Annotated in this window: 18 protein-coding genes; 10 read left to right on the top strand and 8 right to left on the bottom strand. The window is 72.5% G+C overall.

Annotated features, from left to right (window positions below; all coding sequences use genetic code 11):
- Positions 1–31: 31 nt before the first annotated feature.
- Both IH45_RS0130095 and IH45_RS0130090 read left to right on the top strand, forming a co-directional pair.
- Entirely contained in the window at positions 32–1540 is a 1509-nt protein-coding gene (locus IH45_RS0130095) for a S41 family peptidase (protein WP_063763068.1), read from the top strand.
- Entirely contained in the window at positions 1537–2352 is an 816-nt protein-coding gene (locus IH45_RS0130090) for a CPBP family intramembrane glutamic endopeptidase (protein ID WP_050515288.1), read from the top strand. Before IH45_RS0130095 ends, IH45_RS0130090 begins: the two co-directional genes overlap by 4 nt.
- A gap of 49 nt (positions 2353–2401) precedes the next feature.
- Here IH45_RS0130090 and IH45_RS0130085 read toward each other — a convergent pair whose 3' ends face one another.
- Genes IH45_RS0130085 through IH45_RS0130075 form a run of 3 tightly spaced genes read right to left on the bottom strand, consistent with a single transcriptional unit; the run spans position 2402 to position 4552 of the window.
- Complete coding sequence (locus tag IH45_RS0130085) at positions 2402–3391, bottom strand: NAD kinase (protein ID WP_107058747.1); 990 nt, start codon at positions 3389–3391, stop codon at positions 2402–2404.
- Positions 3388–4203, bottom strand: a complete 816-nt coding sequence (locus tag IH45_RS0130080; protein WP_030675520.1) for a TlyA family RNA methyltransferase — start codon at positions 4201–4203, stop codon at positions 3388–3390. Before IH45_RS0130080 ends, IH45_RS0130085 begins: the two co-directional genes overlap by 4 nt.
- Before the next feature lie 7 nt (positions 4204–4210).
- Positions 4211–4552, bottom strand: a complete 342-nt coding sequence (locus tag IH45_RS0130075) for a hypothetical protein (protein WP_032918673.1) — start codon at positions 4550–4552, stop codon at positions 4211–4213.
- Positions 4553–4628: 76 nt separating this feature from the next.
- On the opposite strand from IH45_RS0130075, the gene IH45_RS0130070 reads away from it, so the two are divergent.
- The gene (locus IH45_RS0130070; RefSeq protein ID WP_030675514.1) at positions 4629–4976 is read left to right on the top strand and encodes a sterol-binding protein; all 348 of its coding nucleotides are present in this window, start codon (positions 4629–4631) and stop codon (positions 4974–4976) included.
- Positions 4977–5018: 42 nt separating this feature from the next.
- On the opposite strand, the gene IH45_RS0130065 is transcribed toward IH45_RS0130070, so the two are convergent.
- From IH45_RS0130065 to IH45_RS0130055, 3 genes are all read right to left on the bottom strand, one after another.
- A complete protein-coding gene (locus tag IH45_RS0130065) occupies positions 5019–5834 on the bottom strand; it encodes an ABC transporter ATP-binding protein (protein ID WP_030675511.1) in 816 nt (271 codons plus the stop codon).
- A gap of 142 nt (positions 5835–5976) precedes the next feature.
- On the bottom strand, positions 5977–7074 hold the full coding sequence (locus IH45_RS0130060; protein WP_030675508.1) for a FecCD family ABC transporter permease: 1098 nt from the start codon (positions 7072–7074) through the stop codon (positions 5977–5979).
- Positions 7071–8114, bottom strand: coding sequence for a FecCD family ABC transporter permease (locus IH45_RS0130055; protein WP_030675505.1), 1044 nt, complete (start codon positions 8112–8114; stop codon positions 7071–7073). Before IH45_RS0130055 ends, IH45_RS0130060 begins: the two co-directional genes overlap by 4 nt.
- Positions 8115–8299: 185 nt before the next feature.
- Between IH45_RS0130055 and IH45_RS0130050 the strand changes: the two genes are divergently transcribed.
- The gene (locus IH45_RS0130050) at positions 8300–9325 is read left to right on the top strand and encodes an ABC transporter substrate-binding protein (RefSeq protein ID WP_030675503.1); all 1026 of its coding nucleotides are present in this window, start codon (positions 8300–8302) and stop codon (positions 9323–9325) included.
- 94 nt (positions 9326–9419) lie between these two features.
- Positions 9420–10307, top strand: coding sequence for a siderophore-interacting protein (locus IH45_RS0130045; RefSeq protein ID WP_030675495.1), 888 nt, complete (start codon positions 9420–9422; stop codon positions 10305–10307).
- 115 nt (positions 10308–10422) lie between these two features.
- On the opposite strand, the gene IH45_RS0130040 is transcribed toward IH45_RS0130045, so the two are convergent.
- Entirely contained in the window at positions 10423–11457 is a 1035-nt protein-coding gene (locus tag IH45_RS0130040; RefSeq protein ID WP_030675493.1) for an HAD-IIA family hydrolase, read from the bottom strand.
- A 143-nt stretch (positions 11458–11600) separates the two neighbouring features.
- Here IH45_RS0130040 and IH45_RS0130035 point away from each other — a divergent pair, with 143 nt between their 5' ends.
- The 5 genes from IH45_RS0130035 to IH45_RS0130015 all read left to right on the top strand — a co-directional run bounded on the left by IH45_RS0130035 (position 11601) and on the right by IH45_RS0130015 (position 18590).
- Positions 11601–12860 (top strand): DUF1015 family protein, encoded by a 1260-nt coding sequence (locus IH45_RS0130035; RefSeq protein WP_030675490.1) that lies wholly within the window; start codon positions 11601–11603, stop codon positions 12858–12860.
- Positions 12861–13199: 339 nt separating this feature from the next.
- The gene (locus IH45_RS0130030) at positions 13200–14786 is read left to right on the top strand and encodes a pyridoxal phosphate-dependent decarboxylase family protein (protein ID WP_030675488.1); all 1587 of its coding nucleotides are present in this window, start codon (positions 13200–13202) and stop codon (positions 14784–14786) included.
- A gap of 83 nt (positions 14787–14869) precedes the next feature.
- Positions 14870–16192: a lysine N(6)-hydroxylase/L-ornithine N(5)-oxygenase family protein gene (locus IH45_RS0130025; RefSeq protein ID WP_030675485.1), complete on the top strand. Its 1323-nt coding sequence runs from the start codon at positions 14870–14872 to the stop codon at positions 16190–16192.
- The gene (locus tag IH45_RS0130020) at positions 16189–16761 is read left to right on the top strand and encodes a GNAT family N-acetyltransferase (protein WP_030675482.1); all 573 of its coding nucleotides are present in this window, start codon (positions 16189–16191) and stop codon (positions 16759–16761) included. The genes IH45_RS0130025 and IH45_RS0130020 overlap by 4 nt, the downstream gene beginning before the upstream one ends.
- Positions 16755–18590 (top strand): IucA/IucC family protein, encoded by a 1836-nt coding sequence (locus IH45_RS0130015; RefSeq protein ID WP_030675479.1) that lies wholly within the window; start codon positions 16755–16757, stop codon positions 18588–18590. Before IH45_RS0130020 ends, IH45_RS0130015 begins: the two co-directional genes overlap by 7 nt.
- A gap of 99 nt (positions 18591–18689) precedes the next feature.
- Here IH45_RS0130015 and IH45_RS01000000144255 read toward each other — a convergent pair whose 3' ends face one another.
- Positions 18690–19526, bottom strand: a complete 837-nt coding sequence (locus IH45_RS01000000144255; RefSeq protein ID WP_078897845.1) for a tetratricopeptide repeat protein — start codon at positions 19524–19526, stop codon at positions 18690–18692.
- Positions 19527–19833 lie beyond the last annotated feature (307 nt).

The raw sequence follows: 19833 nt of genomic DNA, 5'->3' as shown, positions 1-19833 counted from the left end.
ACGTCACGCACCACCATCGGGGGACTCCACCATGACCAAGCACCCGCACCAGCCCGAACCGACGTCGGTGCCGGCGCCGGCGACCAGCCGCCGCCCCGCCCGCCCGCGAGCCGCCGGGGCCGCCCTCGCCGTCCTGACGACCATGACCGCCCTGACCGCCGCCTGCGGGGCGCCCGCCTCGGCGCGCGCGGACCGCCCGACCCGGCCCGCAGCGGCCTCCCTGGAGGGCGTATGGCGGACGGACGGGTACGGCACCCTCGTCACGATCCACGGGCGTCAGCTGCGTACGTACGAGACCACGGCCGTCAGCTGCCTCCCCGGCTCGGTGAGCGGCGTCCGTACGGGCCCGCCGGATGCCGGGGGCCGGGCCGACTTCGCCGTACGGGACGGCGCGCGGATCACGGTCGTCCCGCGCAGCGGCGACGTGGCCCGCCTGAGCATCCAGGACAACGTCGGCCACCGCACCCTGCGCCGGGTCGCCGGGCTGCCCGCCCGCTGCCGCCAGCACCCGGCGAAGGACCCGCGTACGGTCTTCGACGTCTTCTGGCGCACCTACGCCGAGAACTATCCGTTCTTCGCCGCCAAGAAGACCGACTGGGCCGCGGTCCGCGACCGCTACCGGCCGCGCGTCACGCCGCGGACCACGGACGACGAACTCTTCGCGATCCTGCGCGGCATGATCGAGCCGCTGCGCGACGGGCACACCAGCCTGTCCGCGGGCCCCGGCCGGGTGTACGCGGGCTCGCGGCCCGGGACGACCGTTCCCACCCCGGCGTTCCTCAAGCAGGTGGACGCGGCGATCACCGCCGGTCTCGGCCCGGGTGTCACCCGGCAGCAATGGGCCGACGGCGCCCTCTCGTACGCCGACCTCCCCGGCCGGCTCGGCTACCTGCGCATCACGTCCTTCCACGGCTACACGGACCGTGCGGACCACGACAGCGATGTGGCGGAGCTGGACCGCGCGTTGGACGCGGTGTTCACCAAGTCCCGTACCTCCGGCCCGAAGGCGCTGCGCGGCCTCGTCGTCGATCTGCGGCTGAACGGCGGCGGTTCGGACCGACTCGGGCTGCGCGTCGCCTCCCGGCTGACCGGCCGCCCGTACCTCGCCTACCGCAAGCACGCCCGCAACGACCCGGACGACGCCCGGAAGTTCACCCCCGACCAGCCCGCGCAGGTGCGCCCGCACGACGGCCCGCGCTACACGGGTCCGCTGGCGCTGCTGACCGGGCCACTGACGATCAGCGCGGGCGAGACCTTCACCCAGTCCCTGCTGGGCCGCACGCCCGCACCGGTCCGCATCGGCGAGAACACCCAGGGCGTCTTCTCCGACACCCTGGACCGCACACTGCCGAACGGCTGGAAGTTCGCCCTGCCGAACGAGGAGTTCCTGACCGCCGACGGCCGCACCTTCGACGGCACCGGCATACCTCCGACCGTCCGCACGCCGGTCTTCGCCCCTGAGGACCTTGCGTCCCGGCGCGACCCCGCCCTCACCCGGGCCCGCGCCCTGCTGTCGGCCGATCACCCGGAGAAGCCATGACCCGCGCAGGCGCCATCACCCGTACCCCGGCGACCGGCAGATCACCGCTGGCGTTCGTCACCCTGCTGACCGTCCTCTCCGTCCCGTTCTGGCTGGCCGGGGCCGTCTTCGACCGGACCGGGTCGCTGCCGATGGGCATGCCGGTGGCCGCGTTCCAGTTCGTCCTGCCGGCCGCGGTGGCCGCGTTCCTCGTCTTCCGGGAGGAGGGCGGGGGCGGGGTGCGGCGGCTGATGAAGCGGACCGTCTCCGGGGGCGGAGCCGCGCGACGGACCTGGTGGGTCATCGCCGTTCTCCTGGTCCCGGCCCTGCTGCTCATGACGTACGGGCTGATGGCCCTGGCCGGGGAGCCGCCCAGCGGACCGCATTCCCCGCTCGCGTCCATACCGCTGCTGCTCATCCTGTACTTTTTCGCCGCACTGGCCGAGGAGGCGGGTTGGACGGGCTACCTCCTGCGGCCCGTGCGGGAGCGGTACGGGGCGCTCGGGGCCGGGCTGGTGATCGGGCTGATATGGGCGGCCTGGCACCTGGTCGCGTACGTCCAGGCGGGCCGCTCGGTCCCGTGGATCGTCGGCCAGGTGCTCGCGTCGGTCGCGGTGCGGGTCCTCATGGTCTGGCTGGTCGCCAACACCGGCGGCGCTGTGCTCATCGCGGTCGTCGTGCACACCACGATCAACCTCGCCCAGTCGCTGTTCCCCGGCTACCCGGAACAGGCCGCGCCCGCGCTGGTCTACGGCCTGCTGGCGGCGCTCACGGCCGCGGCCGTGGTCCTGGGCGTGGGGCCCAGGACCCTGACCCGTACGAAACCGCTGTGAAGCCCGGGCCCCTGACCGTACGCATGACCGTACGAAGCCCATGAGCCCCCTACTGCGGCGCCCCCCGCCACCCCGCCACCGGCAGGGCGAACTTGGCGACCAGGCGGTCCGTGAAGGAGGCGTGGTGCAGCCGGGCGAGCCGTACGGGGACCGCGCCGCGGCGGACCTCGACGCGGGCACCGGCGGGCAGTTCGACGCTGCGGCGGCCGTCGCACCACAGCACGCCGTGCGGCGTCTTGGGCTGCACCTCCACCGCCAGCACCGAGTCCGGCGAGGTGACCAGCGGCTTGGCGAACAGCGCGTGGGCGCTGATCGGCACCATCAGCAGCGCCTCGACCTCGGGCCAGACCACCGGGCCGCCCGCCGAGAAGGCGTAGGCGGTGGAGCCGGTCGGTGTCGCGCACACCACGCCGTCGCCGCCGAAGCGCGAGACGGGCCGCCCGTCGACCTCGGTGACGACCTCCAGCATCCGTTCGCGCGCCGCCTTCTCCACCGACGCCTCGTTCAGCGCCCAGTCGGTGTGCGCGATGCTGCCGTTGTTGCGGACCAGCACATCGAGGGTCATCCGCTCCTCGACCTCGTAGGAACGGGTGACGACCCGGTCGACGACCTTGTCCAGGTCGTCGCGTTCGGCCTCCGCGAGGAAGCCGACCCGGCCGAGGTTGACGCCGAGCATCGGCACCCCGGACGTCCGGGCGAAGTCCGCGCCGCGCAGCAGCGTGCCGTCCCCGCCGAGGACCACCAGCAGTTCGCAGCCCTCGGCCGCGCACTGCTCGGACTCAACGCGTTCCACCGACGCCGGCAGTGGCAGGTCGGCCGCCTCCTCGGCCAGCACCCGTACGCCGATGCCGCTGCGCAGCAGCCCCTGAACGACGAGTTCGGCGCTGCGCACGGCCGCGGGACGGCCGGTGTGCGCGAGCAGGAAGACGGTGCGCTGTCCGGCCGCCGCGGCCCGGCCGGTGTCATGGGCCGACGCCGCGGTACGCGCGCCGGCCGAGCCGGCCGTCCCGGCCACTCCGGATGTTTCAGAACTGGTCAACGGGGCCCCTCCGCCACTGCTCGGTCGACATCCGCCGGGTCCAGTGCAGCCGCCCCGGCACGCAGCCACAGAAAGTACTCGACATTGCCGGAGGGTCCGGGCAGCGGGCTCGCGGTCACACCGGCCACGCCCAGTCCCAGTGCGGCGGCCCGCTCCGCGACGCCGCGCACCGCCTCGGCCCGCAGCTCGGCGCTGCGCACCACGCCACCACTGCCGAGGCGCTCCTTGCCGACCTCGAACTGCGGCTTGACCATCAGCACCAGGTCGGCGTCCGGCGCCGCGCAGCGTACGAGCGCGGGCAGCACCAGGCCCAGCGGGATGAAGGACAGGTCGCCGACGACGAGGTCGACGGGCTCGCCGTCGATCTGCTCCAGCGTCATCTCGCGGACGTTCGTACGGTCCTTGACGGTGACCCGGTCGTCGCTCTGGAGCGACCAGGCGAGCTGTCCGTACCCGACGTCCACGGCGACGACGTGCCCGGCTCCGGCGCGCAGCAGCACGTCCGTGAAGCCGCCGGTGGAGGCGCCCGCGTCGAGCGCGCGGCGGCCCGCCACCTTCAGGCCGAGGGGGGTGAACGCCTCCAGCGCCCCGGCCAGCTTGTGGCCGCCGCGCGAGACGTAGTCGGGGTCGCTCTCGTCGGCGCGTACGACCAGGGCCGCGCTGGTCTCCACCTGGGTGGCGGACTTGGTCGCCGTCGCCCCGGCGACGGTCACCCGCCCCGCGGCGATCAGCTGGCTCGCGTGCTCCCGCGAACGGGCCAGCTTGCGGCGCACCAGCTCCGCGTCGAGTCGGCGTCGTGCCACACCTGCCACCTGTGGTTCAGCTCCTGTTGTCGTACGTTGCGGACGGCTGCGGGGACCGGGGCGCGCCGGACGGGCCGGCGGGCCCGGGGCGCTGGTCGAGAGCGGCCAGCGCGTCGCGCAGTCCCCGGTGCACATCCTCGTACACCTCCAGGTGCCCGCTCGCGGCGAGGTGGTCGGCATCGGCGAGGCGCCGCAGCTGGGCGTCGACCCCGGCGTTCCCGGTGGGCGTGACCACGACACCGAGCGGCTGCGGCCCGGCGGGGTCCGCCGGCCCCGTACGGCCGGCGTCCGTACCGTCCGGCACCGCGCCCGTACCGTCCGCCACCGCGTCCGCCACCGGCTCTCTCGGCTCTTCCATGCCTTGACGCTACCTCGAACCGGCTGCCGTCCGGGCCACCGGACGCCCGCCCCGCAGCGGCGTATCGTCGATCGCGATGGCAACCCTCGAAGAGTGCCGCGCCGCCCTCGGCCGGCTCGCACAGAACCTCTCCACCGCCGATGGCGACGTGCGCGGTGCCGCCGCGCTCGACCGGTCGCTGAGCTGCTGGATCACCGATCTGGACGTGACCTTCGTCGGGCGGCTCGCGAACGGCGCCCTGACGGACGTCACCCACGTCTCCGGCCCGCCGCCCGAGCGGGCCCAGATCCGCCTGTCCATGCGCGGCGACGACCTGGTGGCCCTGGTCGACGGCGAGCTGCACTTCGCCAAGGCGTGGGGCAGCGGCCGGGTCAAGCTGGAGGCGGGCTTCCGCGACCTGCTGCGCCTGCGGACGCTGCTGTAACGGCGGCCCGGCCGCGTACCACGGCCGGGCCCGCCACCGGCCTCAGGAGGCCGCCACGGCCTCCGCTGCCGCACGCGCCTTGCGCGCCGCCGGGACCACCAGCGGAGTGCCCGTCTCCGGATCGTCGATGACCTGGCACTTCAGGCCGAAGACCCGCTCGACGAGGTCGGCGGTGACGACCTCCTGCGGCGCCCCCTCGGCGACGATCTCGCCGCTGCGCATGGCGATCAGGTGCGTGGCGTAGCGCGCGGCGTGGTTGAGGTCGTGCAGGACGGCGACGAGCGTGCGGCCCTGCTCCTCGTGCAGTTCGGCGCACAGGTCCAGCACCTCTATCTGGTGCTGGATGTCCAGGTACGTGGTCGGCTCGTCCAGGAGCAGCAGCGGTGTCTGCTGGGCGAGCGCCATGGCGATCCACACGCGCTGCCGCTGGCCGCCGGAGAGTTCGTCCACGTAGCGCTCGGCCAGCTCGCCGACGCCGGTCGCGTCCATCGACTCCCGTACGATCCGCTCGTCCTCGCCCGACCACTGGCGCAGCAGCCCCTGGTGCGGGTAGCGGCCGCGAGCCACGAGGTCGGCGACGGTGATCCCGTCGGGCGCGATGGAGGACTGCGGCAGCAGCCCGAGGGTGCGGGCGACCTTCTTGGCGGGGAGCGAGGAGATGGCGGCGCCGTCCAGCAGCACCGAGCCGGCGGCCGGCTTGAGCATCCGCGACAGCGCGCGCAGCAGCGTGGACTTGCCGCAGGCGTTCGGCCCGACGATCACCGTGAAGGACTGGTCCGGTATGGCCACCGAGAGGTCCTCGGCGATGACCCGCTGGTCGTAGGCGAGGGTCACGTTCTCGGCCGTGAGACGGCTCACTGCGTTGCTCCTTGTCGGGTCTGGGTCGTGGGGGCCGGTGCCGTGGGGGCCGGTGCCGTGGGGGCCGGTGCCGTGGGGGCCCGGTGCGGCGCGCTCGGCGGCGCGCGGTGTCCGGTGGCGGTACGGTCCGTGTCCCGCGCGTTCATATCCGGCCCGACTTGCGCTCGGAGGCCAGCAGCCACAGCAGGTAGCAGCCGCCGAGTACGCCGGTCAGCACGCCGACCGGCAGCTGGTCGGCGCCGAAGACCTGCTGCGAGATCCAGTCGGCGCTCACCAGGAGGGCGGCGCCCATGAGGGCGGCGGGCAGCAGGTTGGGGCCGGGCGCGCGGGTCAGGCGGCGTGCGAGCTGCGGCGCGGTCAGCGCGAGGAAGGCGATCGGCCCGGCCGCCGCGGTCGCCGCGGCGACCAGCACCACGGCCGCCGTCAGCAGCACCATGCGCACCCGCTGGACCGGGACGCCCAGTGCGTACGCGGCGTCGTCGCCCATCTCCAGCATGCGCAGCGGCCGCCCGTACACCAGGGCCGGCGGGATCAGCACGGCGCACACGAGCGCCAGCGGCCAGACCTGGTCCCAGTCCCGGCCGCTGAGGGTGCCGACCATCCAGGTGGTGGCCTGGGACGCCTCGACGATGTTCGCTTTGGTCATCAGGTAGAGGACGATCGCGTAGAGCATCGCGGCGGCACCGATGCCGACGAGCACGAAGCGGTAGCCGTGGATACCGCCCTTCCAGGCCAGCAGGAAGATCGCCAGCCCGGTGACGACGCCGCCGACGACCGAACCGGCCGCGACGGCGAAGGTGCCACCCTGGAAGAAGACGACGATCAGCAGCGCGCCGACCGTCGAGCCCTGGGAGAAGCCGAGGACATCGGGGCTTCCCAGCGGGTTGCGGGAGACGGCCTGGAAGATCGCGCCGGCCACCCCGAAGGCGGCGCCGACCAGCAGCCCGACCAGGACCCGTGGCAGCCGCAGGTCGTTGACGATGAACTCCTGGGCGGTGGTACCGGAGCCGGTGAGGGTGGCGAGGACGTCGCCGGGGCCCATCGGAAAGTCGCCGGTGCCGATCAGCAGCACACTCGCGGCCAGCGCCACCACGGCCAGCAGCACGGAGACGAGGAGGGTGCGCGCGTCCAGGCGCAGGGACAGGCCGCCGGCGGTGCGTACCGCCCGTACGGGCCCGCCGGTCCGCGCGGCTGCCGCGCCGGATGCCGCGCCGGTGTCGGTCTTGACGGTGGAACTCACAGCTGGGCCATCCTCCGGCGCCGTACGAGATAGATGAAGACCGGGCCGCCGACGACGGCCGTCACGATGCCGACCTGGATCTCCCCGGGCCGCGCCACGACGCGCCCCAGGACGTCCGCGCCGAGCAGCAGGACCGGCGAGAGCACCGCGGAGTACGGCAGGATCCAGCGCAGGTCGGGGCCGGTGACGGCGCGGACGATGTGCGGGACCATCAGGCCGACGTAGACGATCGGGCCGCAGGCGGCGGTCGCGCCGCCGCACAGCAGGGTCACGGCGATCATGGCCAGCACCCGGGTGCGGGTCAGCCGCGCGCCGAGCGCCCGGGCCTGGTCGTCGCCGAGCGCGATGGCGTTCAGGGGCCGTCCGACGGCGAGCGCGATGACCGCGCCGACCGCGAGGAAGGGCGCGACCTCCTGCACGGTGGTCGTGGTGGCGGAGGCCAGCGAGCCGACCGTCCAGAAGCGCATCTTGTCCAGCGCCGCGGTGTCCATGATGTTGACGGCGTTGATGTAGCCGATCAGCGCGGCGGACAGGGCGGTTCCGGCGAGCGCGAGCCGTACGGGTGCGGCGCTGCGGACGCCGCCGAGCACGTACACGGCGACCGAGACGACCGCGGCGCCGAGGAAGGCGAACCAGACGTACCCGGTCAGTGAGGTGATTCCCAGGAAGCTGATGGCGGAGACGACGGCCGCCGAGGCGCCCGCGTTGATGCCGAGCACGCCGGGGTCGGCGAGCGGGTTGCGGGTGAGCGCCTGCATCACGGTGCCGGCCAGGCCGAGGGCCGCGCCGGCCAGCAGGCCGAGGAGGGTGCGCGGCAGGCGGACGTCCCGTACGACCACGTCGGCGTCATTGCCCGTGTAGTGGAAGAGGGCGTGCCACACCTGGTCCAGGGGTACCTGTTTCGCGCCGACGGCGATGCCCAGGACGGTGACGACGGCGAGCGCGCCGACGGCGGCGACGAGCCCCGCCGAGCGAGTGAGCTGCCGCCGTTGCGGTGCCACGGGGGCGTCTGTTGCTTCGGGGGGACTGTCAACCAACACGGGAGTTAGGTTAGCCTACCCTCACGATCAGACATCAAGTCGTTCCGCAGGGCCTTTTACCGGCCCTTTGCCGTACGTGCTGACGTCCGACCGAAACCGTACTGAAGACCGTGAACGACCGGCTGAAGTCCCGTCAAGCCTTGCCGGCCGTGCCGAGGCCCAGCCCAGAGAGAAGCACAGCAGCCATGAGCACCTCCCGAAGCGTATCCCTGACCCGACGCGGCGTCCTCGCCGCCGGTGGCGCCGTCGGCATCGGCGCCCTGCTGGCCGCCTGCGGAGGCGGCAAGGACTCGGGTTCGCAGGGCGGCGTCAAGGGCGGCGCCTGGTCCTTCACCGACGACCGCAAGAAGAAGGTCTCCCTCGACCACACGCCGCAGCGCATCGTCGCCTTCACCGGCACCGCCGCGGCCCTGTACGACTTCGGCGTCGACAAGCAGGTGGTGGGCGTCTTCGGCCCCACCAAGCTCAAGGACGGCAAGCCGGACCCGCAGGCCGGGGACATCGACGTGGACCGGGTCACCATCATCGGCAACGCGTACAACCAGTTCGCGGTCGAGAAGTACGCGGCCCTCAACCCCGACCTGCTGATCACCAACATGTACGAGCCGGGCGCCCTGTGGTTCGTGCCGGACGAGAGCAAGGACAAGATCACCAAGCTGGCCGAGCAGGTGGCCATCACCTCGGCCCGGGTCCCGCTGGTGAAGATCATCGAGCGGTACGCCGAGCTGGCGCAGTCCCTCGGCGCCGACCTGAAGGCCAAGAAGGTCACCGACGCCAAGGCCCGCTTCGAGAAGGCCGCGGCCGAGCTGCGCAAGGCCGCCAAGTCCAACCCGGTGCGGGTACTCGCCTGCTCCGGCAGCGCCGACCTGTTCTACGCGTCCAACCCGGGCATCAACTCCGACATCATGTACTACAAGTCCCTGGGCGTGGACATCATCGTGCCGGACAACCTGGACAAGGGCGGCTACTTCGAGAACCTGAGCTGGGAGAACGCCGACAAGTACCCGGCCGACATCCTCATGCTGGACAACCGCACCTCCGCGCTCCAGCCCAAGGACCTGGCCGCCAAGCCCGCCTGGAACAAGCTGCCCGCCGTCAAGGCCGGCCAGGTCACCGGCTGGTCGAGCGAGCCGCGCTTCTCCTACGCGGGCGCCGCGCCGCTGATCGAAGAGCTCACCAAGGCCATCCAGAACGCCAAGAAGGTCGCCTGACGCGACGCCGGGCCGGCCGCCGCACCGGCCGGCCCGGCCGAGCACCCCGCCCCCACCGCAGTCACCGAGTCACGGTTCCGGGAGGTTCCTCCGCATGACCACGACCGCCGCACCCGCCACCACCCCGTTCCGCTTCTTCGACGTGCACGTCGTGCGCACCCGCCGGCTCGGGCCCTCCATGGTCCGGATCACCTTCGGCGGCGAACGGCTCGGCGAGCTGGCCTCCGGCGGCCGTGACCAGCGGTTCAAACTGTTCCTCCCGCAGGCCCACCAGACCGCGCCGGTCTTCGCCGACCAGGGCGAGAACTGGTACCCGGCCTGGCGCGCCCAGGACCCGGCCGAGCGGCCGCTGATGCGCTCGTACACGATCCGCGAGCAACGTCACGAACCGGCCGAGGTCGACGTGGACTTCGCGCTGCACGGCGCGGACGCCCCGGGCGGCGCGGCCGGCGGCCCGGCCTCGCGCTGGGCGGCGGCGGCCGGTCCCGGCGACCGGGTCTCGATCCTCGGCCCGGCCGTCGAGGACAACGGCGGTGTCGACTTCCGCCCGCCGCCCGGCACTGACTGGATCCTGCTGACCGGCGACGAGACGGCGCTGCCCGCGGTGGCCGGCATCCTCGCCTGGCTCTCCCCCGGCACCCAGGCCAAGGTCTTCCTGTCCGTCGCCCACGCGGCCGACCGCCAGGAGCTGCCCACGTTCGCCGACGCCGACATCACCTGGCTCGCCGCCGACGAGCGGCCCGCGGACGGGGCGGACGCCCTCCTCGAAGCGGTGCGCGCCGCGGAACTGCCCGAGGGCACGCCGTACGCCTGGATCGCGGGCGAGGCGGGCAACGTGAAGATGCTGCGCCGCCACCTCGTACGGGAGCGCGCCTTCGACCGCCGGGCCGTGAAGTTCACCGGCTACTGGCGGCGCGGCGCCAGCGAGGAGGACCTGCTCGCGGAGTACATCGCGGGCACGGCCGCCAACGACGAGGGCTGAGGGCCCCGGCTCCGGTCCCCCGTACCGTGCGCGTACGACGGTCCGTACGCGCACCCGAGGAGGGGCCCCGCTCGTCACCGAGCGGGGCCCCTCCCGTCTCCTCAGAAGCTTCGCCTCACAGTCCCAGCCGCGCCAGCGCCTTGCCCGCGTCCGCGCCGCACGTGCCGTCGCCCGCCGCAGTCCAGGCCGCCGCGCACAGCGCCCGCAGGCCGTCCAGTGCGGAGCCCTCGCCGTCCAGCGCCAGCACGTCGTCACTTACGGACGCCGTCCAGCCGCCGCACCGGAAACCACTGTCCGCATCCCCGGCAACCTCCGGCTGCGGGCCGAGCACGCCGCGCAGGTCCGCGTCCACGTACGTCGGGCGGTGCTGCGGCGGCGCTGCCAGCAGCTCGGCGGCGGTGGTCACGCCGGTCAGGACCAGCAGCGAGTCCACGCCGCCGTTGTAGGCGCCCTCGATATCCGTGTCGAGCCGGTCGCCCACCACCAGCGGCCGCTGCGCGCCGGTGCGCAGGACCGTCTCCCGGTGCATCGGCGTCTCCGGCTTACCGGCCACCTGGGGCCTGCCGCCGCCGGTGGCGGTCCGTACGACCTCCACCAGCGCGCCGTTGCCCGGCGCGATGCCGCGCTCCTTGGGGATGGTCAGGTCGGTGTTGGAGGCGAACCAGGGGACGCCGCGCTGGACGGCGTAGGCGGCCTCCGCCAGCCGTTCCCAGTTCAGTTTCGGGTCGAATCCCTGCACCACCGCTGCGGGATCGTCGTCCGCGGACTCCACCGGCACCAGCCCGCGCTCGCGCAGCGCCACCCGCAGCCCCTCGCCGCCGATCGCCAGCACCCGCGCGCCGTCGGGCACCTGCCCGGCGATCAGCCGGGCGACCGCCTGCGCCGAGGTGATCACGTCCGTCGGCGCGGTCGGCAGCCCGAACCCGGTGAGCTGGTCCGCGACCGCGTCCGGCGTCCGGGACGCGTTGTTGGTCACATACGCCAGATGCATACCGGCGTCGCGGGCCGTGCTGAGCGACGCGACGGCGTGCTCGATCGCCGAGCCGCCGGCGTACACGACTCCGTCCAGGTCCAGCAGCGCCGTGTCGTACGCCTCGCGCAGTGCCCGCTCGCACCGTCCGGGCCGCTTGCGCAGCACCCGCTCGCTCATGCCGTTTCGCTCCCTATTCACGCAGGTACAAAAAGTGGGTGACAGCGGTACGCGAAACGGAACCCCGCGTACCGATATATCCAGCAGGACAAGGGTTTCCCCCCGATCATCCCGCACGCGGAAAGGCGGCATAGCATTCCCCAATGACCACCGACGGCCTTCGCCTCCACCCCTTCCGCGGACTGCGCTACGCCACGGACCGCGTCAGCAGCCTCACGGCCGTCACCTCGCCGCCGTACGACGTCGTCGTACGGCCGGACGGCGTGCGCCACCTGGAAACCGCCGACCCGTACAACATCGTGCGGCTCATCCTCCCGCAGGCACCCGACCCCGCCACCCGGCACCTCCAGGCCGCCGAGACGCTGCGCCGCTGGCGCGCGCAGGGCGTCCTGGCCACGGACGACCGGCCCGCGCTCTACGTCTACGAGCAGAGCAAGGGCGGCCTCCTCCAGCGCGGCCTGATCGGCGCCCTCGAACTGAACGGACCGGTCCTGCCGCACGAGGACGTGATCCCCGAGGTCGTCGAGGACCGCGCCGCCCTGATGCGCGAGGCCGCCGCCAACTTCGAGCCGCTGCTGCTGTCCTACGTCGGCCAGGGCACCGGCAACGGCGCCACCGGCGTCATCGAACGCACCGTCCTGACCACCCCGCTGCTCGCCACCACCACCGAGGACGGCTTCTCCCACCGGCTGTGGGCGGTGACCGACCCCGGCGAGCTGGCCGCGGTGAACGAGGACCTGGCCCTGCGGCACGCCCTGATCGCCGACGGTCACCACCGCTGGGCCACCTACCAGCGCCTGCACGAGGAGCACTCCGGCAACGGCGCGGCCGGCCCCTGGGCGAGCGGCCTGGTGCTGCTCGTGGACTCTGCCCGCCACCCGCTCCAGGTACGGGCCATCCACCGCGTCCTGCCGCACCTGCCGCTGGACGACGCGCTGGCCGGGCTGGGCGGCGCGTTCCGCGCCCGGCCGGTGGACGGCCCGCTCGACGCGGCCCTGACAGAACTGGAGGCGACCCCCGGCAGCGCCTTCCTGCTGGCCTCGGGTCCGGAGCGGTTCTGTCTGCTGGACCGGCCCGATCCGGACCTGCTCGACCGTACGGTCCGCCACGACCGCCCCGCGGCGTGGCGCGAGCTGGACGCCACCGTGCTGCACTCGGTCCTGCTGGACGCGGTGTGGCGGGTGCGCGACCACCCGTCCGAGATCAGCTATCTGCACAGTGCCGGGGACGCCGTCGAGCAGGCGGCGAAGCACGGCGGTACGGCCGTCCTGCTGCGCCCGGTCCTGGAACGGACGGTGCGTCAGCTCGCGCTGGACGGGGTGACGATGCCGCGCAAGTCGACGTCGTTCGGCCCCAAGCCGGCCACCGGTCTGGTGCTGCGCGTCCTGGACGAAGAGGGGTGAACCGGGCTGTATCGAAGCCCGGTTCACGCCACGCCGGAGATTGATTTCCGCCTGACTTCACGCCACGCCGGGGGCTGATTTCCGGCCGCACTTCACGCCACGCCGGAGTCCGATTTCCGGCCGTACGACCATGCATGCCCGATGACTGCCCGGCGCGCGTGTCCCGCGCCGGCGCCTCGGCACCCCTTTCCCTGGCGCCACACAAGTTAGGTTAGGCTTACCTCATCACGTAAGCGGATGGAGCCGTCCCCCCCTGCGCCGACGGGTCTCCTGCCCAGGCGAGGGCGTTCCATGCGCATCCCCCCACGTGAGCAAGTCCGCATCAGGGAGGACACGTTCATGAGCCCCCTCGCGCGCCCCGCCGAGGACCCGTCACCCGCCACCGGCACCGGGACGCCGGACAGCCGGTCCCAGCTGCTCAACAACAGCACCGCCGAGCACTACCGCCGCTCCGTCGCCGAAGGCGTTGCCCGCATAGCCGACAAAATATCCCGTACCGAACGCCCTTTCACCGGCGTCACGGTCGACGGCCTGACCCCCACCGTGGCCGGTATCGACCTCGAACAGCCACTGCACGACCCCGCCGCCGCGCTGGACGAACTCGAAGAGGTCTACCTCCGCGACGCCGTCTACTTCCACCACCCGCGCTACCTCGCGCACCTCAACTGCCCGGTGGTCATCCCCGCCCTGGTCGGCGAGGCGGTGCTCTCCGCGGTCAACTCCTCGCTGGACACCTGGGACCAGAGCGCCGGCGGCACCCTCATCGAGCGGCGTCTGATCGACTGGACCGCCCGCCGCATCGGCCTCGGCGAACGCGCTGACGGCATCTTCACCAGCGGCGGCACGCAGTCCAACCTCCAGGCCATGCTGCTGGCCCGCGACGAGGCCTGCCGCACGGCCCTCGCCCGCGAGAACAACCCGGACGAAAACCACCAGGACGTCACAACTCCGGTACGCCGCACCGACATCCTGCCCCGCCTGCGCATCCTCGCCTCCCAGGTCGGCCACTTCAGCATCGAGAAGGCAGCCACCCTGCTCGGCCTCGGCGCGGAGGCCGTGATCGCGGTGCCGTGCGGCCCGGACAAGCGGATGCGGGCCGACGCGCTCGCCGACGAGCTGGCGCGCTGCGCGGCCGAGGGCCTGATCCCGATGGCGGTCGTGGCCACCGCGGGCACCACCGACTTCGGCAGCATCGACCCGCTGCCCGAGATCGCCGACCTGTGCACGCAGTACGGGGCCTGGATGCACGTGGACGCGGCGTACGGCTGCGGGCTGCTGGTCTCCCGCCGCCGCGCCCTCCTGGACGGCATCGAGCGCGCCGACTCGGTGACGGTGGACTACCACAAGTCCTTCTTCCAGCCGGTCAGCTCCAGCGCCGTGCTCGTCCGCGACCGCGCCACCCTGCGGCACGTCACGTACCACGCGGACTACCTCAACCCGGCGCGGATGGCCGAGCGGCGCATCCCCAACCAGGTCGACAAATCGATCCAGACCACCCGGCGTTTCGACGCGCTCAAACTGTGGCTCACGCTGCGCACCATGGGCGCCGACGCCATCGGCGAGCTCTTCGACGAGGTGATCGACCGCACCGCCGACGCCTGGAAACTCCTCGACGACGACCCGCGCTTCGAGGTCGTCGTCGAGCCGCAGCTGAGCACCCTGGTCTTCCGCTACCTGCCGTACGCCGACGACCGGGACCCGGTGCTGAGCGACGAGGTCAACCTGCACGCCCGGGAAGCGCTGTTCGCCTCCGGCGACGCCATCGTCGCGGGCACCGTCGTGGACGGCCGCCACTACCTGAAGTTCACCCTGCTCAACCCCGAGACGACACTGGACGACATCGCCACGGTCCTCGACCTGATCGCCGAGCACGCCGGCGCGTACCTCGCCGCGCGCCCCGAACCGGCCCTCAGCGCCGCGAGCTGACCGCCCCGCCGACCGGCCCCCACAACCGGCACGGCCGACACGGCCGACACGGCCGACTGACACCCCGTATACGGAGACCCCACGTGTCCGCCCCTCACGATTTCCTCGCCATCGGCCTCGGGCCCTTCAACCTCGGCCTCGCCTGCCTGACCGAACCCATCGACGAACTCGACGGCCTGTTCCTGGACGACAAGCCGTCCTTCGACTGGCACCCCGGCATGATGCTGGAGACCAGCACCCTCCAGGTGCCGTTCATGGCCGACCTGGTCACCCTCGCCGACCCGACCTCACCGTTCTCGTTCCTGAACTACCTCAAGGAATCGGGACGGATGTACTCCTTCTACATCCGCGAGAGCTTCTACCCGCTGCGCGCCGAGTACAACGACTACTGCCGCTGGGCCGCCGCCAAGCTGGAGACCGTACGCTTCGGCCACCGGGTCACCACCGTCGAGTACGACGAGGCCGAGCAGGTCTACGTCGTACACGCCGACCACCTGCCCACCGGGGAGCGGAAAACCTACCGCGCCCGCAAGCTGGTCCTCGGCACCGGCACCCCGCCGCACATCCCCGAGGCCTGCCAGGGCCTGGGCGGCGACTTCCTGCACAACGCCGACTACCTGGACAACAAGGCCGCCCTCCAGGCCAAGGACTCCATCACCATCGTCGGCAGCGGCCAGAGCGCGGCGGAGATCTACCACGACCTCCTCCAGGACATCGACAGCCACGGCTACCACCTGACCTGGGCCACCCGCTCCCCCCGGTTCTTCCCCCTCGAATACACCAAGCTCACGCTGGAGATGACCTCTCCGGAATACGTGGACTACTTCCACGCGCTGCCCGCCGCCACCCGCGACCGGCTCAACGCCTCGCACAAGAACCTCTACAAGGGCATCGACTCCGAGCTGATCAACGAGATCTTCGACCTGCTCTACCAGAAGAACCTGCACGGCCCCTGCCCCACCCGGCTGCTGACCAACACCGCGCTCGACGGGGCCGGTTACGACGCGGCCTCCGGCACGTACACCCTTCAGCTGCGCCAGGAGGAGCAGGGCCAGGACTTCACCCTCGCCACCCAGGGCCTGGTGCTGGCCACCGGATACCGCTACGCCACACCGGAGTTCCTCGCGCCGCTCACCGACCGCATCGCCTGGGACGACGCCGGCCGCTACGCGGTCGCCCGCAACTACAGCATCGACACCGCGGGCCGCGACATCTTCGTGCAGAACGCCGAGCTGCACACCCACGGCTTCGTCACCCCCGACCTGGGCATGGCCGCGTACCGCAACTCCTGCATCATCCGCGAGCTGCTCGGCCGCGAGTACTACCCGGTCGAGAAGTCCATCGCCTTCCAGGAGTTCGCCGCCCCGGCCGGACCGCACCACCCCGTGGAGGTCTCCCCCGTATGACCGCGCCCGTCTTCACCCGCACCCACGCCTCGCTGGGCGAATTCGCGCTGCGCCCGGTCGACCCGGCCGGCGACGCGGAGCTGCTGCACGGCTGGGTCACCCATCCCAAAGCCGTCTACTGGATGATGCAGGACGCCGACCTGGCAGCCGTGGAGGCGGAGTTCGCGCGCATCGACGCCGACCCGTACCACGACGCCTTCCTCGGCCTGCACAACGGCGTCCCGGCGTTCCTCATGGAGCGCTACGACCCGGCGCACCGCGAGGTCACCGAGGTCCACGAGGCCGCGCCGGGCGACGTCGGGATGCACTTCCTGACCGCCCCCACCGACACCCCGGTACACGGCTTCACCCTCGCCGTGATCACCACCGTCATGGACATGCTGTTCGCCGAGCCGGGCAACCAGCGCGTCGTCGTCGAACCGGCCACCGGCAACACCGCGGTACACGCACTGAACAAGGCCGTCGGCTTCGAGATCGTCCGCACCGTCACGCTGCCCAAGGGCGAGGCGTACCTGAGCACCTGCACCCGCGGCCAGTTCCTGGCCGCCCGAGGAGAAAACCCATGCTGAACCCCACCGCGGACACCTCCGGCGCCGCGGCGCGCGACGCCGTCCGCCACCTCACCCCCGAGCTGTGGGCGCGCGCCAACCGCCTCCTGGTGCGCAAGGCCCTCGCCGAGTTCGCGCACGAGCGCCTGCTGACGCCGCAGCGGCTGCCCGGGGCGGAGGCCGACGACGGCCGCTACGTCGTACGCAGCGACGACGACCGCGTGGAGTACCGCTTCACCGCCCGCCGGCTGAGCCTGGACCACTGGCACATCGACGCCGACGCCATCACCCGCCACCGCGACGGCGCCGAGGTGCCCCTCGACGCGCTGGACTTCTTCATCGAGCTGCGCCGCACGCTCGCCCTCGGCGACGACATCCTCCCGGTGTACCTGGAGGAGATCAGCTCCACCCTCTCCGGTACGGCGTACAAGCTGGCCGCCGGGCCCGCGGCCGCCGCCGAGCTGGCGAAGGCCGACTTCCAGACCATCGAAACCGGCATGTCCGAGGGCCACCCCTGCTTCGTTGCCAACAACGGCCGCCTGGGCTTCGGCGTACACGAATACCACTCCTATGCCCCCGAAGCCGCGAACCCCGTCCGGCTGATCTGGCTGGCCGCGCGCCGCGACCGCGCCACGTTCACCGCGGGCGAGGGCCTGGACTACGACCGGCTGATCGAGGGTGAGCTGGGCGGCCCGACCCTGGACCGGTTCCGCACCGCCCTGCGCGACCTGGACCTGGACCCGGCCGACTACTACCTGATCCCCGTCCACCCGTGGCAGTGGTGGAACAAGCTCTCCGTCACCTTCGCGGCCGAAGTCGCCCAGCAGCACCTGGTCTGCCTGGGGCCCGGTGACGACGCCTATCTGGCGCAGCAGTCCATCCGTACGTTCTTCAACACCAGCGACCCGGCCAAGCACTACGTCAAGACCGCGCTGTCGGTCCTCAACATGGGCTTCATGCGCGGCCTGTCCGCCGCCTACATGGAGGCCACCCCCGCCATCAACGACTGGCTGGCGGGCCTGATCGCGAGCGACGAGACCTTCCGGGCGGCCCGTTTCTCGATCATCCGCGAGCGCGCCGCCATCGGCTACCACCACCGTCAGTACGAGGCCGCCACCGCCAAGGGCTCCCCGTACCTGAAGATGCTCGCCGCCCTGTGGCGCGAGAGCCCGGTGCCCACCCTCGAACCGGGCCAGCGGGTCGCCACCATGGCCTCACTGCTGCACACCGATCCCGAGGGCGGTTCGCTGGCCGCGGCCCTCATCGAGGAGTCCGGCCTCGAACCCGCGGACTGGCTGCGCCGCTACGCGGACGCCTACCTCACGCCCGTCCTGCACGCGTTCTACGCCTACGACCTGGTCTTCATGCCGCACGGCGAGAACGTCATCCTCGTCATCGAGGACGGCACCGTACAGCGCGCGATCTTCAAGGACATCGCCGAGGAGATCGCGGTGATGGACCCGGACGCGGTGCTGCCGCCGGCGGTCGAGCGCATCCGCGCCGACGTCCCCGAGGACAAGAAGCTCCTCTCCCTCTTCACGGACGTCTTCGACTGCTTCTTCCGCTTCCTGAACGGCATCCTGGTCACGGACGGGGTGCTGGACGAGGAGACCTTCTGGCGTACGGTCGCCGACTGCGTGACCGCCTACCAGGAGGCGAATCCGCAGCTCGCGGACAAGTTCCGGCAGTACGACATGTTCGCCGACGAGTTCGCGCTCTCCTGCCTGAACCGTCTCCAGCTGCGGAACAACAAGGAGATGGTGGACCTCCAGGACCCGGCGGGCGCCCTCCAGCTGATCGGCACGCTGGAGAACCCGATCGCCCGGTACGCGCCGGGCGAAGAGGCGTGATTCTCGCGTCCGTATGAGTGAAGGGCGGGACCCCGGTGGGGTCCCGCCCTTCTGCTATGTGCCGGTCAGCCCTGCTGTGGCGTCAGCCGTGGGGTGGCGTCAGCCCTGCTCGGGGCGGTCGTCGCGCGGCGTGTCCGCGCGCGGCGCCTCGGAGGGGGCGGCGTCCGCTTCGGCCGGGGCGGCCGGGGCGGCGGTCTCGGCCGGGGCGGCGGTTGCGGCCTCGTCCTTGCGCTCGGTCTCGTCCTTACGCTCGGCCTCGTCCGCCTCGGCGTCCGGGCCCGCGTCCTCATCCTCGTCCGCGTCGTCCAGTGCGTCCGTGAACTCCACGCCGTCCAGCTCGGCGAGCCGGTCCGAGGCGTTCGTGGTGCCGCCCTGGTCGGCCTCCAGCGCCTTGGCGAACCACTCGCGCGCCTCGTCCTCGCGGCCGGCCTCCAGCAGCGCGTCGGCGTACGCGTAGCGCAGCCGGGCGGTCCACGGCTGTACGGAGTTCGACGCCAGCTCGGGGCTCTGCAGCGTCACCACGGCCGCGTCCGTCTGGCCCATGTCCCGGCGGGCGCCGGCCGCGACCAGCCGCATCTCGACCTGGCCCGCGCGGTCCAGCTTCTGCACCTCGGGCTCACCGGCCATGGCCAGGGCCTTCTCGGGCCGGCCGAGGCCGCGCTCGCAGTCGGCCATCACGGGCCACAGCTCCACGCTGCCGGTCATCCGCCGCGCCGCACGGAACTCGGCCAGCGCCTCGCCGTACTTCCCGACGGCGTACGCGGCGAAGCCGGCCGCCTCGCGCACGGAGGGGACGCGCGACGCCAGCCGCAGCGCCACCCGCGAGTAGCCGTACGCCTGCTCCGGGTCCTCGTCCAGCAGCTTGGCCACCATGACCAGGTTCCTGGCGACGTCGTCGGCGAGCGTCTTGGGCAGGCTCAGCAGCTCCTGCCGCACATCCTTGTCGATCTCGTCGCCCGTGACGTCCTCCGGGATCGGCAGCCGCTTGATCGGCTCCCGGTCACGGCGGTCGTCACGGCGGTCGTCCTGCCGGAACCCGCCGCGCTCACCGCGGTCGTCACGGCCGCGCCCGGCACCGTACGGGCGTCGGCCGCCGCGGTCGTCGCCCTGGCGGGGGCCGCGGTCGTCGCGACGGAAACCGCCACGGTCGTCACGGCGGTCATCGCGGCGGAAACCGCCACGGTCGTCGTCCCGGCGCGGGCCGCGGTCGTCGCGGCGGTAGCCGCCGCGGTCGTCGTCGCGG

Source organism: Streptomyces rimosus subsp. rimosus, from assembly GCF_000720725.1.
GTDB lineage: Bacteria > Actinomycetota > Actinomycetes > Streptomycetales > Streptomycetaceae > Streptomyces > Streptomyces rimosus_A.
The sequence above is the reverse complement of the archived record's forward strand: the minus strand, read 5'-3'. Positions and strand labels throughout refer to the sequence as shown.